Here is a 15181-nt window from a genome sequence, read left to right as displayed (position 1 = left end):
GCCGCAGGGGGTCCCCCCGCGCCCTTAAGGCGTGGGGGAGTGCGTGCCAGACGCCGCGACGCCGCGGAGATCCGTCAGAAGCGCCCTAGCCCGTCCGGACCCGGTTCCGCGGGGCCGGGCCGAGCAGGAGGCCGCCCCGCCGCACCGCGCTGTCGGCGTACGCGGTCAGCAGCGCGGTGTGCTCCGGGGTCACCTCGGGCCGGCGCTCGGGCGGGAGACCGGCCGGGCCGACCGTGGACAGCGCGGCGGTCCGGACCCGGGCCGCGGCGGCCGGTCCGGAGCCCGGCGGCGGTGCCTGGTGCCGGCGGGCCGCGTCCTCGGCCTGGCGGCCCAACAGCAGGCAGTGGATCCATAGTTCGTCCGCGAAGGCGGCGCCGAACAGCCGGCCCACCTCCGCCGCGGCGTCCTCGGGCCGGTGCCGTCGCGCCACGTCCCGCACCCGGCCCTCGGTCAGGCCGGTGTCCGGCAGCGCCTCGGTCCACCGCGGGTGTCGGCGGGGATCGGCGTCGCGCTCGTGTCCCACCGGCCGCAGATAGCCCTCGCCGTACCGCATGTACGGCAGCCAGTCCAGTTCCTCCAGCACCCAGCCGCGCTCCAGGAGCGGGCGGGCGTCCGCGGCCCCGACCGGGCACACCGCGAGCCGGATCCCCTGCGCCGCATGGCCGTTGATGCTGCTCGTGCCGACGTGCTCGACCACGCTCGGCACCGCCAGCAGCGCGGACCGCCCGGTGGTGCGCAGGAACGCGGCCATCACCTCGTCGTCGTGGCGCTCGCCGGTCTCCGCGGCGAACGACCGGAACGCGTCCGCCGTGCCCACCGGCAGGCAGATGGCCAGCGTCGGCGCGAACTCCTCCGGCACCGCGCGCACCCAGCCCGCGCCGGCCAGCGCCGCCAGGCGGGCCGCGGCGCCGTTCCGGGCGTGCCAGTTGGTGTAGAAGATCAGCGCCTCGTCCGGGAACCGCGCCACCGATCCGGCCACCAGCGCCAGCAGTTCCGGCGGCCCGGCGACGTCGTCCTGGACGACCAGGTGGTGGTCGGCGCCCGCCGCCCGGGCCGCCCAGGCCACCAACGCGGTGCGCAGCGCCGACGGCGGCCCGTCCGGGTCCGGGTCGCGCGCCAGTCCGTCCAGGCCCAACCGGGCGGCCAGCGCCGCCGCTTGGGCCTCGCGCACCGGGTGCGTCATCACGGCCGAACTCAGGGACGTGGTGCTCACCGGGCCACCCACTCCTCATGTCGCGCGGTCATCGCCGTCGGGCCGCCTCATCGTGGCAGATCGCCGCGGCCCACCCGGCCCGCCCGCGGAGAGTGGCCGAATCCAGACGCCCGCGGCGGGAGTCTCCGCCCTACCCCGCCGCCACCAGGTCCTCGCACGCCACCGTGCGCGCACCGGCCGACCGGCCCTCGCCGTAGGCCCGCACGGTACGCGGTGGGCACCTGAGGCCGGTGGCGTCACCCATAGCCCCAGGGGGTATGGTCGGACCGCGTGGAGGCGCCGGGAGCACCGCGCCGACCTCCGCGGAAGGGAGGGGAGCGAGGTGAGCATGCCGTTGCCACGGAAGACGCGGGGCGGGACGCGACGCCGCGCCGCGCGGTCGCGCCGGGCCCCGTCGGGCCACCGCCGGCCGGCGGTCCTGCTCACCCTCCTGTGGCTGGTCGTCGCCGTGGCCTCGCACCACAGCCTGCCCGGCACCGCCCCGCAGAGGGCGGCGGCCATGTCCCACCCCGCGGCCATGGGGCAGGCCGCGGCGCAGCCGTCGGCCGCCGTACCCCGGCCCGCTTCCGCCGCCCCCGGACCCGACCACACGCACCCCGGTCACCCCCGGATCAGTCACGCGCAGTCCGAGCACGCCGACCACGGCGGCGCCCACTGCTCGTCCTACGACGTCCGGTCCGAGCAGTTCGTCCCCCCGCCGCCGCTCCTCGGCCACGCCCGCGCGCCCCAGCGCGCGACCGGCGCGCCGCCCGGGCACCACCAGACCAGCGGACTCTCCCCGCCCGACCCGGCATCCCTCTCCGTCCTGCGCAGATAGGCCGTCGGCCCTCCCCCACGGCCAATTCCCCCGCGGTGCACGGGCGTCGCGCCCTGTGGCACGCACGCCGCGCCGCGTACCCCTGCGTAAGGACACCTCCACATGAAGACGCTCAACCGACGCTCCGTCCTGCTGACCGGACTGGGCGCGGCCGGCGCCGGCCTGCTCGCGGCCTGCTCCGACGCCCCCCGGGCCGCCGGCCCCACCCTGCTCAGCCCGTCCGCGCCGGCGGTGGCCGAGGCCGAGAAGAAGCGCCGGTGCACCGGCGGCAAGGAACGCCGGGTCCGGCTCACCGCGACCGCCGGCACCGTGGACCTCGGCGCCGACAAGACGGTCCGGACCTGGAGCTTCGACGGACAACTGCCCGGCAGGGAGATCCGCTTGACCGCCGGTGACACCCTGGTCGCCGACCTCGCCAACCACCTGCCGACGAGCACCTCGGTCCACTGGCACGGCCTCGCACTGCGCAACGACATGGACGGCGTGCCGCCGGTCACCCAGCGCGCGGTGGCCCCCGGCGGCTCGTTCACCTACCGGTTCGTCACCGACACCCCGGGCACCTACTGGTTCCACCCGCACGTCGGCGTCCAGTTGGACCGCGGCCTGTACGGCCCGTTGATCGTCGAGGACCCGCACGAGCCGCTGCGCTACGACGACGAGTGGGTCGTGGTGCTCGACGACTGGCTCGACGGCGTCACCGGCACCCCGGACCAGGCACTCGCCACCCTGCGCCGGGGCATGGGCGGCTCCCCGTCGCACGGCGACGAGGGCCACGGCGGCGGGGACGGGAAGGGCGCGCACGGCGGCATGGACGGCATGCCCGGCATGGACATGGGCGACAAGGGCTCGGGCACGGGCGGCATGGACATGGACGACCCGTTCATGCTCATGGGGGCGACCAGCAAGCTGCTGGGCGGCGACGCCGGCGACGTGAAGTACCCGCACTATCTGGTCAACGGGCGGGTCCCGGCCGCACCGGCCACGTACCGCGGCAAGCCCGGCCGGAAACTGCGGCTGCGGATCATCAACGCCGGGGGCGACACCGCGTTCCGGGTCGCGCTCGGCGGCCACCGGCTGACGGTCACCCACACCGACGGATACCCGGTCGTGCACCAGCCGGCCGACGCCCTGTTGCTCGGCCCCGGCGAGCGCTACGACGCGCTGGTCACACTCGACGACGGCGTCTTCCCCCTGGTCGCCGTGGCCGAGGGCAAGGGCGCGGCCGGCCTGGCCCTGGTGCGCACCGGATCCGGCGACGCCCCCTCCGCCGACGTCCGCCCCAAGGAGCTCAACGGCCGGATACCGACCGCGACTTCGCTGCGCGCGGCCGACGACGTCCGGCTCACCTCCCGCAAGCCCGACGTCACCCACCGCATCGACCTGACCGGCTCGATGGCGAAGTACGACTGGGCGCTCGACGGCCGGCCGTTCGACATGAACCACGCGGACGCCCACCCCTACCCGGTGGAGTCCGGCCAGCGGGTCCGCCTCCGGTTCCGCAACACGACCGACATGTGGCACCCCATGCACGTGCACGGGCACACCTCCCAACTCGGCGCGTCCGGCCCGCGGAAGGACACCGTGATCGTCCTCCCCGGCGCCACGGTCACCTGCGACTTCGACGCGGACAATCCGGGCCGGTGGCTGCTGCACTGCCACAACGCGTACCACGGTGAGAGCGGCATGATGGGGCTGGTCGGCTACCGCGGCTGACCCGGCGGGCGGCGCGGGAAGCCGTGCCGCCCCACCCCGGGCGCCGCCCCGGACGGGCCACCGGTCAGCCGGCGCGCAGCGACCGGTCGACGCCGGCGGTGCCGCGCCGGGCCACGAAGCCGTCGGGGCGCACCGGCACCGGCGTGCAGTGCGCCAACCAGGCGGCGTACCGCGCCGGCGGCCCTCCGTGGTGCCTGGTGGTGCCCAGTCCGCCGCCCTTGAACAGCCAGCGCACCGGCTCGCCCCCGTCCCGCCCCTCGCGCTCCGTCGCGGGTCCCGGGCCCACCGCCCGGAACAGCCCCAGGGTGCGCGGACCGGTGCTCGCCCGCGGCACCGTCGCCGCGCTACTACGACGAGTTGGGGGTGCTGTCGGCGGCCGGGCGGCGGGGGAACGTGCGGTACTACGGCCGCGGGGAGTTGCGCCGGCTCGCCTCGCCCAACGGCTGCACCACCGGGGCCTGGTGAGCCTGGCCGACACCGCGGCGCTGGCCAGTGACGGTCCGACCGACGACCGGCCCTCGGGGCGCGAGGTGTTGACCGCCTCGATCGCGGCGATCGAGGACCGGATCGCCCATCTCCGGGCCGCCCAGGGCCTGTTGGAGCACCTACAGACCTGCCCGAAGGCCGATCCGGTGCGGGAGTGCGCGCCGCTGCGGGCGGAGCTCGACCGGGACGTGGCGGAGGGGTTGGCGGGGCTCAGCGCGCCCGACGGCCGCCCGTCCCGTCGCGCGGCGCCTCCCGTTCGCGCTCCGCGACCGCCGCGGTGAACGCCGACCAGTCGGTGCCGGCCAGCGGGGCGAGGACGGCGCGCCAGCCGTCGGCGGCGCCCGGTCCGGCCTGTTGGAGGGCGGCGTGGAACAGGTCGCGCTGCCGGGCGTGCAGGGTGCGTTCGAGGGCGGCACCGCGGTCGGTCAGGTGGAGTTCCTTGCGGCGGCGGTCGTTGGCGCCGGGGGCGACGCGGACCAGGTCCTCGGCGATCAGCCGGCGGAGCGGGCCGTTGATGGCCTGCTTGGTGAGGTCGAGGGTGTCGCAGAGTTCGCCGACGCTCATGCCGGGCGCGTAGGCGAGGAACGTGAGGATGCGGTGGTGGGCGCGGCCCATGCCGTGCTCGGCGAGGGCCTCGTCGGCGGCGCCGGTGAAGGCGCGGTAGGCGAAGTAGAAGAGCGTGAAGTCGCGGTCGAAGGCGTCCGGGCGAGAAGGGTCAAGCATGTTGACATATTACTCGGCACCCCGTTACGCTCGCCACTAAGGTCAATGACCTTGACCTATTTTCGAGTCGCGTTGCGGCCGGGCCCCGATCGGCGCTCCCGGCGCACCGCTGAACGCAAGAAAGGCCGGTGACCGCGGTGTCGGACATCACCGTTGGCGCATACCTCCTCCGCCGTCTGCGCGAGATGGACATCGAGCACGTCTTCGGCGTGCCGGGCGACTACAACCTCGGCTTCCTGGACCTGGTCGTCGACTTCCCCGGGCTGGAGTGGATCGGCACCTGCAACGAACTCGACGCCGGCTACGCGGCCGACGGCTACGGCCGGCTCCGCGGCGCGGCCGCCGTGGTGACCACCTTCGGCGTCGGCGAACTCTCCGCCGTCAACGCGATAGCGGGCTCCTACGCCGAGTCCGTCCCCGTCCTGGCGATCACGGGAATGCCCGCGACCGCGGTGGCGGCGGCCGGCACGCCTGTGCACCACACCCTCATGGACGGCGAGTACGACCACTTCGGCCGGATGTTCGCGGAGGTCACCGTGGCCCGCGCCACGCTGACCGCACAGAACGCCCCGGCCGAGATCGACCGGGTGCTGACCGCCCTGCGCCGGCACCGCAAGCCCGTCCACCTCAACCTCCCCACCGACGTGGTGCTGGCCGAGGTCCCCGAGCCCGCCGCGCCGCTGCCCCCCGCCGACGCCCCGACCGACCCCGCGCTGCTGCGCGCCTTCCGCGACGCCGCCGCGCGACTGCTCGGCGACGCCCGGACCGTGACGGTGCTCGCGGGCCACGAGGCGGACCGGCACGGGCTGCGCGCGCCGCTCGCCGGCCTGCTGGCGGCCGCCCCGGTGCGCGCCGCCGTGTACTCCACCGGCAAGGGCCTGGTGGACGAGGGCGCGCCGGGCTTCGCGGGCGTCTACACCGGCGAGTTCAGCGCCAAGCCGGCGCGGGTGGCGGTGGAGGACGCCGACTGCCTGGTCCTGGCCGGCGCCCCGGTCACCGACACCGTGACCGGGGGTTTCAGCCACCACTTCCCCACCGGCCGCACCATCGAGCTACGGCCCGACCGGGCCACCGTCGGCGGCGCGGAGTTCGCCGGCGTGACGATGACCGATGCGCTCGCGGCCCTCACCGAACTGGTCCGCGGCCTGGACCTGCCCGAGCCCGCGGGCTACGGCGACTCCCCCGTGCCCACCCCGGCGCGGCCGGACCGCGACCCCGCGGACGGCCCGCTCACCCAGGACGCGCTCTGGGCCGCCGTGGCGGAGTTCCTGCCGGCCGGCGGCGTGCTCGTGGCCGAGCAGGGCACCGCGTTCTTCGGCGCCCAGGAGCTCCCGCTGCCGCGCGACGCCCGGTTCGTCGGCCAGCCGATGTGGGGCTCGATCGGCTACACCCTCCCGGCCACCCTCGGCACCCAACTCGCCGCCCCCGACCGGCGGTCGGTCCTCGTCATCGGCGACGGCTCACTCCAACTGACCGCCCAGGAACTGGGTTCGATGGCCCGCTACGGCCTGACGCCGGTGGTCGTGGTCATCAACAACGACGGCTACACCGTCGAGCGCGCCATCCACGGCGCCACCGCTCCGTACAACGACATCGCCGCCTGGAACTACACCGCCCTGCCGGCCGCGTTCGGCGCCGGTGACCACTGCGTCACCCGGCGGGTCACCACCCCCGCGGAGCTGCTCGACGCGTTCCGCCTGGCCGCCGCCGCCCCGGACCGGATGGTACTGATCGAGGCCGTGCTGCCGCGCGACGACGCCCCCGAGCTGCTCACCGCCCTGGCCGGCCGATTCGCGGCGCAGAACGACTACGGGGATTGAAACCTCCCCTCCCCAACGGAGTCATAAAGGACGGGGCCTCCTGGCAGAAATCAGGTGAGGCAGGGACGGGGGTAGGGAGCCGCGTCACCGGCCCCCTACCCCTCCGGTCCGTCGTCCCCCGGCTCACCACCCCACCCCCCACTGTCAGTGGCCGGTGCTAGCGTGCGTCACAGCTCGACGATCGGAGGAGGAGAGATGTCGGACGCCACCGGCTCCCCGGCCCAAGCACCGCACCCCTTCGGGGAGTTCTCGCCGACCACCCTCGCGGACGTGCTGGGCCGCGCGCAGGTGATGGACGTCGGCATCCGCCCCCTGTGGCCGTCGGTCCCGCGGGTCGCCGGGCCCGCGTTCACGGTGCACTGCCCGCCCGGTGACAACCTCATGCTGCACGCCGCGATCCACCGCGCGGCACCGGGCTCGGTGATCGTCGTCGACTCCGGCGACCCCAACTACGCGCTGGCCGGCGGCAACGTCTGCGCCGTCGCCCAACGCCGGGGCATCGCCGCCTTCGTGGCCGACGGACTCATCCGCGACCTGGCCGAGGTCCGCGCGAGCGGCTTCCCGGTCTTCGCCCGCGGGGTCATCCCGATACCCGGCAGCAAGAAGGCCGTTGAGCCGCTCAACGTCCCGGTGCGGTGCGGCGGCGTGCCGGTCTCCGCCGGGGACGTGGTGGTCGCGGACGAGGAGGGCATCGTCGTGGTGCCCAAGGACCGACAGGACGAGGTGCTGGGCGCGGCCCGTGCGAAACAGGCCAAGGAGGACCGCGAGTCCCTCGATGACTGGGCGGCGGCGCACCGCGCCCGCGTCGACGCGGCCCTGCGCGAGGGCGGTTACGAGGGGTGAACGGGCGGACCGGCCGGGCACCGCGCGGTCATTGACCGGCCGCCCCCAACGCCCATGGCGCGACCGGGTCTTGCCGACGGCCACGCTCTGCGACATTCTCGAATCCCCGTTGCTGACGGGGGCGGTCCTGCCTCCTGGACGCCGCCGCCGACCGAGCACACGGTTCCCGCCGCGGAGCCCGGGCCGGCGCGTCGGGAAACCCTAGGCCGGAAGGCCGACGCGAAGATCCGTTCACGGGCGGTGCCTGCGGTGGGACGGCGTGGCAAGAGTGGGTGGGGCATCCGTCCGACCCGCTGACTGAACTGCCCGGAGGCTGACGGTGGACACCCAGAACCCGATCGACCACCCCGACCTGTCCGACGTCGCGGCCCACGCGGCGGCGGCCCACCTGATCGAACAGTCGCTGGGGCACTTGTACTCCGCGGCGTTGCGGACGGCCGTCCTCCATCACCTGGCCGACCATGTGGCGGGCGGCCCCCGCACCGCCAGCGAACTCGCCCGCCGCACCGGCACCGACGCCGGCGCCCTCCGGCGCACGCTGCGTTACCTCGCCACCCGTGGGGTCTTCCGCGAGGACGACAACGGGGCCTTCCACCTCACGCCGGCCGGGCAGTTCCTGCGCACCGGGGTGCCCGGCTCGCTGCGCGACGCGGTGCTGATGCTCACCGACGACATCTTCGTGCGCTCTTCGGGGGCGCTCGACGAGACCGTGCGGACCGGCGTGCCCGCCTTCCCGAAGGTCTTCGGCGCCCCGTTCTTCGAGTACCTCCAGGGAGACGACGCCACCCGGGCGCTCTTCGACACCGGCATGGCCGCCTTCTCCGAGCCGCTCGACGACCTGGTGGCGGGCGCCTACCCGTTCCCGGAGCACGGCATCGTGGTCGATGTCGGCGGCGGGCGGGGCGGGCTGCTGCGGCACGTCCTGCTGCGGCACCCGGGCCTGTCCGGGGTGCTGTTCGACCAGGCCCCCGCGCTGCGCGAACACGTCCTGGAGGGCGTCGAATTGGCCGGGCGGTGGCGCGCCGAACCGGGCGACTTCTTCACGGCCGTGCCGGACGGCGGCGACGTCTACGTCCTCAAGCACGTGCTGCACGACTGGGACGACGCGGCGGCGGTGCTCATCCTGAGCGCCTGCCGGCGCGGCCTGGCCCCCGAGGGCAGGGTCCTGGTCGTCGACTCGGTGCCGGAGCCGGGCAACGCCCCGCACCCGGGCAAGACCCTGGACGTGGCGATGATGACGCTGGTGACGGGCCGGGCGCGCGGGCCGAAGGAGCTGGACGTCCTCTTCGCGCGGGCCGGTCTGCGCCGCTCCCGGATCCTGCCGACGCCCACCTTCGCCTCGATAGTGGAGGCGGTCGCGGCCTAACAGCCGCCCGCCTCGCCCCCGTTCACCCCCGCCACGGGTGCCGCCGCCACCGACGGCGGTGGCACCGATCGCGGTGACACCGCCCCGGTCGCCCCGGGGCCCGCCGGAACCGGAACGCCCGCACCGGCGACGCCGGTCTCGACGACAGCCCCCTCGACGACGCCCGCCTCCCCCGTACCCGCTTCTCCCGCGCCCGCCTCCGGAACGTCCACTTCCGGGGCCGCCGGCAGGGAGACGACCATGGTGAGCCCGCCGCCGGGGGTCTCCTCCGGGGTCAGTGTGCCGCCCATCGCCTCCGTGAGGCCGCGGGAGAGCGCCAGGCCGAGCCCCAGGCCGGTGGTGTTGTCGGTGTCGCCGAGCCGCTGGAACGGCTCGAACGCCCGCTCCCGGTCGTCGAGTTGGATGCCGGGCCCGCGGTCGATGATGCGCAGCTCGACGCGGCCGGCGAGCGCGCTGGCGCCGATCGTGACCGGCCGGCCGGCGGGCGAGTGACGGACCGCGTTGGACACCAGGTTGGCGATGACCCGCTCCAACAGGGGCGGATCCGCCAGCACATCGGGGGCGCGCTCCAGCCCGTGGGACACCACCCGCCCGGGCGCCTGCGGCGGCGATCCGGGCAGGGTGTCCAGCGCGACGGGCAGCACCTCGGTGAACGCGACGGGTTCCAGGTGCAGGGTCAGCGCCCCGGCCTGGAGTCTGCTCAGGTCCAGCAGGTTGTCGACCAGGCGGCTGAGCTTGGCGAGGGATTCCTCGGCGGTGGCGAGGAGTTCCTCGCGGTCCTCCGGCGAGAAGTCCACCTCGCGGCTGCGCAACGAGCTGATCGCCGCCCAGCTTCCGGCCAGCGGTGTGCGCAGGTCGTGGCCCACCGCGGCGAGCAGCGCGGTGCGCATCCGGTTGGCGGCCTTGACCGGTTCGACCTCGGCGGCGGCCTCGGCGAGCCGGGCCCGCTCGACGGCCGCGGTCAGATGCGCGGCGAAGGCGGTGAGCACCCGGTGTTCGGAGGCCGGCAGGCGGCGCCCGATCAGCACCAGCACGCTGTCGTCCCCTATGGGGACCTCGGTCCGATGGTCCACACCCGGGTCGCCGGCGGCACCCACGGCATGCACCACCGCACCGACGCCCCCGCCGGCGCCGTCCCCACCCGTCGCCGGCCGCCACGGCTCCGACGCGTCGGCGCGCGGCCGCAGTTCGATGCGGTCCATGCCGAAGGTCTCGCGGGTGCGCTCCAACAGCTCGGGCACCGCCCGGTCCCCGCGTAGGATGCCGCCGGCCAACGAGGTCAGCGTCTCGGCCTCGGCGGTCGCCCGGGCCGCCCGCCGCCCCAGGCGCAGCGAACGGTCCACGATGGCGGCGACGGTCACCGCGACGGTGGTGAACGCGGTCTGCGCGACCACGATGTTGGCCTCGGCGAAGGTGAACTCGCCGATCGGCGGGATGAAGTAGTAGTTCAGCAGCAGCGACGTCGTCACCGAGGCGAGCAGCGCGGAGACCACCCCGCCGATGCAGGCCACGCCGAGCACCGTCAGCAGGAACAGCAGCGCCTCGCTGGTGAGGTTGAGCGACAGCGGGGCCGAGACGCCGCGCAGCACCAGCGTCAGCAGGATGGGCAGTACGAGTCCGACGATCGGGCCGGCCGCCCGGCGGGTGCGCGGCAGGCCGCTGCCGGGGATGACCCAGGTGCGGCCGTGGCCGACGTACTCGTGGCTGACGGTGTGGACGTCGATGTCCCCGGACCGTTCGACGACGGTCTCCCCCACGCCGCGCGGGGCCAACAGCCGCCGCAGCCGGCCGCGGCGGCTGGCACCGACGACGAGTTGGGTGGCGTTCTGGGCACTGGCGAAGTCCAGCAGCGCGGCCGGGACGTCGTCGCCGACCACCGCGTGGTAGGTGCCGCCCAGGCTCTCGGTGAGCCGTCGTTGGCCGGCCAGTGCGGCGGGCGAGGCGCCGGCCAGGCCGTCGCTGCGGGTGATGTGGACGGCCAGCAGGTCGCCGGCGGAGCGGTCCACGATCCGGGCGGCGCGGCGGATCAGGGTCGTGCCCTCCGGCCCGCCGGTGAGCGCCACCACCACCCGCTCGCGGGTCTCCCACACCGGCCCGATCCGGTGCTCGCTGCGGTACTTGCGCAGCGCCTCGTCCACCCGGCCCGCGACCCACAGCAGCGCCAACTCGCGCAGGGCGCTGAGGTTCCCCAGCCGGAAGTAGTGCGACAGCGCGGCGTCGACCTTCTCCGGCGGGTAGATGTTGCCGTGCGCCATCCGGCGCCGCAGGCCCTCGGCCGGCAGGTCGACCAGCTCGATCTGGTCGGCGCGGCGCACCACTTCGTCGGGCACGGTCTCGTACTGCGGCACTCCGGTGATCTTCTCCACGACGTCGGTGAGCGACTCCAGGTGTTGGATGTTGAGGGTGGCCACCACGTCGATGCCGGCGCCGAGCAGTTCCTCGATGTCCTGCCAGCGCTTGGTGTTCCGGCAGCCGGGCGGGTTGGTGTGGGCCAGTTCGTCGATCAGCACCACCTCGGGGCGCCGCCTGAGCACCTGGTCCAGGTCGAGTTCGGCGAACTCCACACCGCGGTGCCGGCGGACCGTCCGCGGCAGCAGGGTCAGCCCCTGGAGCATCGCTTCGGTGGCGGGCCGGCCGTGGCACTCGGCGAAGGCCACCACCACGTCCGTGCCGCGCACGGTCCGCCGGCGTCCCTCGTCCAACATCCGGTAGGTCTTGCCCACCCCGGGGGCGGCCCCGAGAAAGACCTTCAGCCGGCCGGGACACCGCCGCCCCGGCCCCGCGGTCCCCTCGCTGCCCCACTTCATGACGCACTCCCTTCCGGTACGACAGCGCGCCGGGCGGCGCCGCGGGAAGTGCCTCCCCGCGGTCTGTCACCGGCCGGCGCGCGGACCTCGTCTTCCGGGTCCTGCGAGCATCGTCACCGCCCGCCCGGGCGAACCGCCTCGCGCGGCCCGGACGTTGACGCAACTCTGACCCGGCGGGACGGCGGAAGATCGGATCGGCGGGCGATACTCGACGGATGATCTCCCTCTACCGCAGCGCATCGGGCCGGGAGCGCGTCCGGCGCTGGTGCCTGGACCAACTGGATGCCTGGCCGGTGCCGCACGAGCGGGCGACCGTCACCGCCCAGGGAGCCCTGACCCACGTGGTGGCGGCCGGCTCCGGCGCCACGACGGTGGTGTGCGTGCCGGGCACCAACTTCTGCGCCGCCGCGTGCCTGCCGCTGGCCACGGCCCTGGTGTCGGCGGGCCACCGGGTCATCCTCCTCGACGTCCCGGGGCAGCCCGGTCTGAGCACGGGCGAACGGGGGCTCGCCGGCGGTCGGTTGGCGTGGTACGGCGCCTGGCTGGACGAGACGCTCGACGAGCTCGCCGCCGGGCCGGTGACGGTGCTGGGCCACTCCTTCGGCGCCGCCATCGCGCTGTCCGCCGCCTCCTGGTCCGTCGACCAGCTCGTGCTGCTCTCTCCCGGTGGGCTGACCCGACTGCGCCTGACGCCCGGTGTGTTGGCCGCCTCGGCCGCCTGGTTCTTCCGCCCCGCACCCCGGCACAGTGACCGGCTGCTGCGCACCATGCACGCGCCCGGCCACCACCCGCGCCCGGAACTGGTGGAGTGGATGACCCTGGTCGCCCGCCACACCCGCTCCGGCGGGGCACCGGGCCTGGCCACCCTGCCCGCGCGTCCGGTGCCGCGCCGGGTCGTCACCGGCGCGCACGACACCTTCCTCCCGCCGCGCCGCCTCGGCCCGGCGGTGCGCAGCGCCCTCGACACGGACCTGGAGGTCCTCCCGGACGCCGGCCACCTGCTGCTGGACGAGCAACCCGCCTATGCCGCCTCGCTGGTGGACGAGCCGGTCTGAGCCTGCCTCATACGGGACGGCGCGGGCCGGCCGGTCAGCCTCGCGCGCCCGGTCCCGCCCCGGCGGACTCCGGCGCGCACCGGTAGAGCCGGTACGCCTGCCCCGGGACGGGGGTGCAATGCCCGCGCACCCACGGGCCGATGGCGCGGCCCGGGTCGGTCGCCGGGCCGCCGAGGACGACGTACCGCAGTTGCCCGGTGGCGACGAGGTGCCGGAAGCCGGCGGCGGTGGGCGTGGGCGCGGTGCCGGTGAAGCCGCCCATGGGGAGCACCGCGGCGCCGGCGTGGAGGATGTACGGGGAGGCGGTGCGCCAACTGGTCGTGGCGAACAGGAAGGCGGCGCCGTCCCGGTGGGCGCGGGTGTAGTCGAGGAGCCGCCGCTGCGCGGGGCTGAGCGCCGTCCCGTCGTAGGCCCGGTCGGCGGCCTGGTGGCCCGTGTGACCGCCCTTCCCGGGCGGCTTCGGGTGGTGGGCGACGGCGCGGTGCCGGTTGACCACGGGCCCGGTGGAGCCCATGCCGGAGTGGCCGTAGGCCGGGTCGAGGACCGACGACGCCCAGGCGGCGGACGGCAGGAGCATGGCCACCAGCCCGGCACCGAGACCGACAAGCGCGGTCCGTCGCCGGGCCGTTCGGCCGCCGGCGCGGGCGACGGACCCGGAGTCCACGGCCGCCCCGGAGCCAGTGACCGGTCCACCGCCGACGGCTCCCCGCGAGCGGGCGGCCGAGCGCCCCCGCGCCAGCAGCGCCAGCGCGACCACCGCCAGGGCGACCGCCGCCGGCGCCAGCCACGGCAGGAAGTCCGGGAACAGCTCCGCTATCGCCGCCGACCAGGCCACCGTGCCCACCACGGCGGTCGGCAACGCCCAGGCCCGCGACCGGCCGCCGCGCAGCCAGCCGCGCCAGAACTGCACCGTCCCGGCGCCGAACAGCGCCGCCAACGGGACGGCCACCACGCCCAGATAGTAGGTATGGCCACCGATCGCCCCGGCGCTGAACACCAGGAAGTACGTGACCAGCCACACCCCCCACAGCACGAAGCCGGCCCGCAGCGGATCCGTCCGCGGCCGGCCCCGCCGCCACACCAGCCCGCACACGGTGGCGAGCGCCGCGGTCGGGTAGAGCCAGCCGATCTGCGAAACGATCGATGGGGCGAACATCTTGACCCACTGCGCGGCGGTCGGCCGGGTGTGGCCGGTCGGTGGCGCCGGGGCGGTGCCGGCCATGGTCGACACCGCGACGCTCCCGGTGTCCGCGGCGTCGACGTGGAGGTTGGAGAAGCGGTTGACGAAGTTGTAGCCGACGACCTGGCTGACCGCCGAGTTGTTGGTCGTCCCGTCGACGAACGGGCGGTCCTGGGCGGGGGTGAACGTCACCAGCAACACCCATGACGCGGACGCCGCCAGGCACAGCGCGCCCGCCGCGGACAGGTGCGCCAGCCGCCGCCTGAGTGTGGCCGGCGCGGACAACAGGTAGAGCAGGCCGAGCGCCGGCAGCACCGCCCACGCCTCCAGCATCTTCGCCTGGAAACCCAGGCCGACCCAGGCACCGGCCGCCAGCAGCGGGCGCAGCCGCGCCGCGCGGGCCGCGCGCAGTGCGGCCTCGCCGGCCAGCAGGACGCAGAGGGTGAACGCCGGGTCCTCGACCTCGGTGCGGAACAGGCCGGCGACCGCCGGGGTGAGCGCGAAGGCGCCCGCCGCCAGCAGCGCCGCGTTCTCGCCCGCCCAGCGCCGCACCGCGCGGTACAGGATCGCGACGCTGAGCACGCCCTCGATCACCTGCGGGAGGGTCAACGCCCAGGGGTGGAAGCCGAAGATCCGCACGGAGAGCGCCTGCGGCCACAGGAAGCCCGGCAGCTTGTCGATGGTGACGGAGTTGCCGGGGTCGAAGGAGCCGAAGAGGAATCCCCACCAGCTCTCCGACATGCTGCGCGCGGTCTCGGAGTAGAACGCGTGGAACGCGCTGTGTTGGATGTCCCAGGCGAACAGCACCGCGGCCACCACGAGGATCGCGAGCAGCACCGGCCGGGCGTGCGCCGGCCGCGGTTCCGGGGCCGGCCGCGCCGCCCTGGCCCGCGCCAGCAGCCGACCGGCGCCCGCGGGCCCGGTCGGCGCGGCTATCGCCGGGGGTGCGCTCCTCGCTGAGGTGGTGCTGGCCATGGACGGTCCTCCCTGGTGGAACTCGCCGGTCGGTGTGCCAGATGACCGTCCGGCCGGCACGGCTCCGCCCGCCGCCGACTGTTCAACGGACGTTCAGTTCGCGGGCCGCCCGTTCAACTCGTCAGCCCGCGGTTCACCTCGCGGACCGACGGGCCCGGCGCCCCGGTCCGGCCCCGACTCCCA

The 15181-nt window shown here is 75.3% G+C and carries 12 protein-coding genes; 7 read left to right on the top strand and 5 right to left on the bottom strand.

Annotation, left to right across the window (positions count from 1 at the left end; genetic code table 11):
• Positions 1 to 85: 85 nt before the first annotated feature.
• Positions 86 to 1213 (bottom strand): hypothetical protein, encoded by a 1128-nt coding sequence (locus tag ACIQU6_RS32005; RefSeq protein WP_403485216.1) that lies wholly within the window; start codon positions 1211 to 1213, stop codon positions 86 to 88.
• A gap of 328 nt (positions 1214 to 1541) precedes the next feature.
• Here ACIQU6_RS32005 and ACIQU6_RS32000 point away from each other — a divergent pair, with 328 nt between their 5' ends.
• On the top strand, positions 1542 to 2030 hold the full coding sequence (locus ACIQU6_RS32000) for a hypothetical protein (protein ID WP_403485215.1): 489 nt from the start codon (positions 1542 to 1544) through the stop codon (positions 2028 to 2030).
• A gap of 102 nt (positions 2031 to 2132) precedes the next feature.
• Positions 2133 to 3743 carry a multicopper oxidase family protein gene (locus ACIQU6_RS31995; protein WP_403485214.1) on the top strand — a complete coding sequence of 537 codons (1611 nt, stop codon included), beginning with the start codon at positions 2133 to 2135 and terminating at the stop codon, positions 3741 to 3743.
• 64 nt (positions 3744 to 3807) lie between these two features.
• Here the strand turns inward: ACIQU6_RS31995 and ACIQU6_RS31990 are convergent, their stop codons facing one another.
• Positions 3808 to 4077: a hypothetical protein gene (locus tag ACIQU6_RS31990; protein ID WP_403485213.1), complete on the bottom strand. Its 270-nt coding sequence runs from the start codon at positions 4075 to 4077 to the stop codon at positions 3808 to 3810.
• A 127-nt stretch (positions 4078 to 4204) separates the two neighbouring features.
• On the opposite strand from ACIQU6_RS31990, the gene ACIQU6_RS31985 reads away from it, so the two are divergent.
• A complete protein-coding gene (locus ACIQU6_RS31985) occupies positions 4205 to 4510 on the top strand; it encodes a hypothetical protein (RefSeq protein WP_403485212.1) in 306 nt (101 codons plus the stop codon).
• Here ACIQU6_RS31985 and ACIQU6_RS31980 read toward each other — a convergent pair.
• Positions 4440 to 4952 (bottom strand): MarR family winged helix-turn-helix transcriptional regulator, encoded by a 513-nt coding sequence (locus ACIQU6_RS31980; protein WP_403485211.1) that lies wholly within the window; start codon positions 4950 to 4952, stop codon positions 4440 to 4442. The genes ACIQU6_RS31985 and ACIQU6_RS31980 overlap by 71 nt on opposite strands.
• 128 nt (positions 4953 to 5080) lie before the next feature.
• Between ACIQU6_RS31980 and ACIQU6_RS31975 the strand changes: the two genes are divergently transcribed.
• The 3 genes from ACIQU6_RS31975 to ACIQU6_RS31965 all read left to right on the top strand — a co-directional run bounded on the left by ACIQU6_RS31975 (position 5081) and on the right by ACIQU6_RS31965 (position 8981).
• Entirely contained in the window at positions 5081 to 6772 is a 1692-nt protein-coding gene (locus ACIQU6_RS31975; protein WP_403485210.1) for an alpha-keto acid decarboxylase family protein, read from the top strand.
• Between the two features lie 195 nt (positions 6773 to 6967).
• Positions 6968 to 7615 carry an RraA family protein gene (locus tag ACIQU6_RS31970; protein WP_403485209.1) on the top strand — a complete coding sequence of 216 codons (648 nt, stop codon included), beginning with the start codon at positions 6968 to 6970 and terminating at the stop codon, positions 7613 to 7615.
• Positions 7616 to 7934: 319 nt separating this feature from the next.
• Entirely contained in the window at positions 7935 to 8981 is a 1047-nt protein-coding gene (locus tag ACIQU6_RS31965; protein ID WP_403485208.1) for a methyltransferase, read from the top strand.
• Here ACIQU6_RS31965 and ACIQU6_RS31960 read toward each other — a convergent pair.
• A complete protein-coding gene (locus ACIQU6_RS31960; RefSeq protein WP_403485207.1) occupies positions 8978 to 11788 on the bottom strand; it encodes an ATP-binding protein in 2811 nt (936 codons plus the stop codon). The genes ACIQU6_RS31965 and ACIQU6_RS31960 overlap by 4 nt on opposite strands.
• Before the next feature lie 215 nt (positions 11789 to 12003).
• On the opposite strand from ACIQU6_RS31960, the gene ACIQU6_RS31955 reads away from it, so the two are divergent.
• Positions 12004 to 12843, top strand: a complete 840-nt coding sequence (locus ACIQU6_RS31955) for an alpha/beta fold hydrolase (protein WP_403485206.1) — start codon at positions 12004 to 12006, stop codon at positions 12841 to 12843.
• A gap of 34 nt (positions 12844 to 12877) precedes the next feature.
• On the opposite strand, the gene ACIQU6_RS31950 is transcribed toward ACIQU6_RS31955, so the two are convergent.
• Positions 12878 to 14998 (bottom strand): ArnT family glycosyltransferase, encoded by a 2121-nt coding sequence (locus ACIQU6_RS31950; protein ID WP_403485205.1) that lies wholly within the window; start codon positions 14996 to 14998, stop codon positions 12878 to 12880.
• Positions 14999 to 15181: the final 183 nt, after the last annotated feature.

This window comes from Streptomyces sp. NPDC090442 (assembly GCF_044769405.1).
Lineage (GTDB): Bacteria > Actinomycetota > Actinomycetes > Streptomycetales > Streptomycetaceae > Streptomyces.
The sequence above is the reverse complement of the archived record's forward strand: the minus strand, read 5'-3'. Positions and strand labels throughout refer to the sequence as shown.

Coding starts and splice junctions, on each gene's coding strand:
- ACIQU6_RS32000 (WP_403485215.1), top strand. CDS start 1,542: ATGCCGTTGCCACGGAAGACGCGGGGCGGGACGCGACGCCGCGCCGCG.
- ACIQU6_RS31950 (WP_403485205.1), bottom strand. CDS start 14,998: ATGGCCAGCACCACCTCAGCGAGGAGCGCACCCCCGGCGATAGCCGCG.
- ACIQU6_RS31960 (WP_403485207.1), bottom strand. CDS start 11,788: ATGAAGTGGGGCAGCGAGGGGACCGCGGGGCCGGGGCGGCGGTGTCCC.
- ACIQU6_RS31970 (WP_403485209.1), top strand. CDS start 6,968: ATGTCGGACGCCACCGGCTCCCCGGCCCAAGCACCGCACCCCTTCGGG.
- ACIQU6_RS31955 (WP_403485206.1), top strand. CDS start 12,004: ATGATCTCCCTCTACCGCAGCGCATCGGGCCGGGAGCGCGTCCGGCGC.
- ACIQU6_RS31995 (WP_403485214.1), top strand. CDS start 2,133: ATGAAGACGCTCAACCGACGCTCCGTCCTGCTGACCGGACTGGGCGCG.
- ACIQU6_RS31980 (WP_403485211.1), bottom strand. CDS start 4,952: ATGCTTGACCCTTCTCGCCCGGACGCCTTCGACCGCGACTTCACGCTC.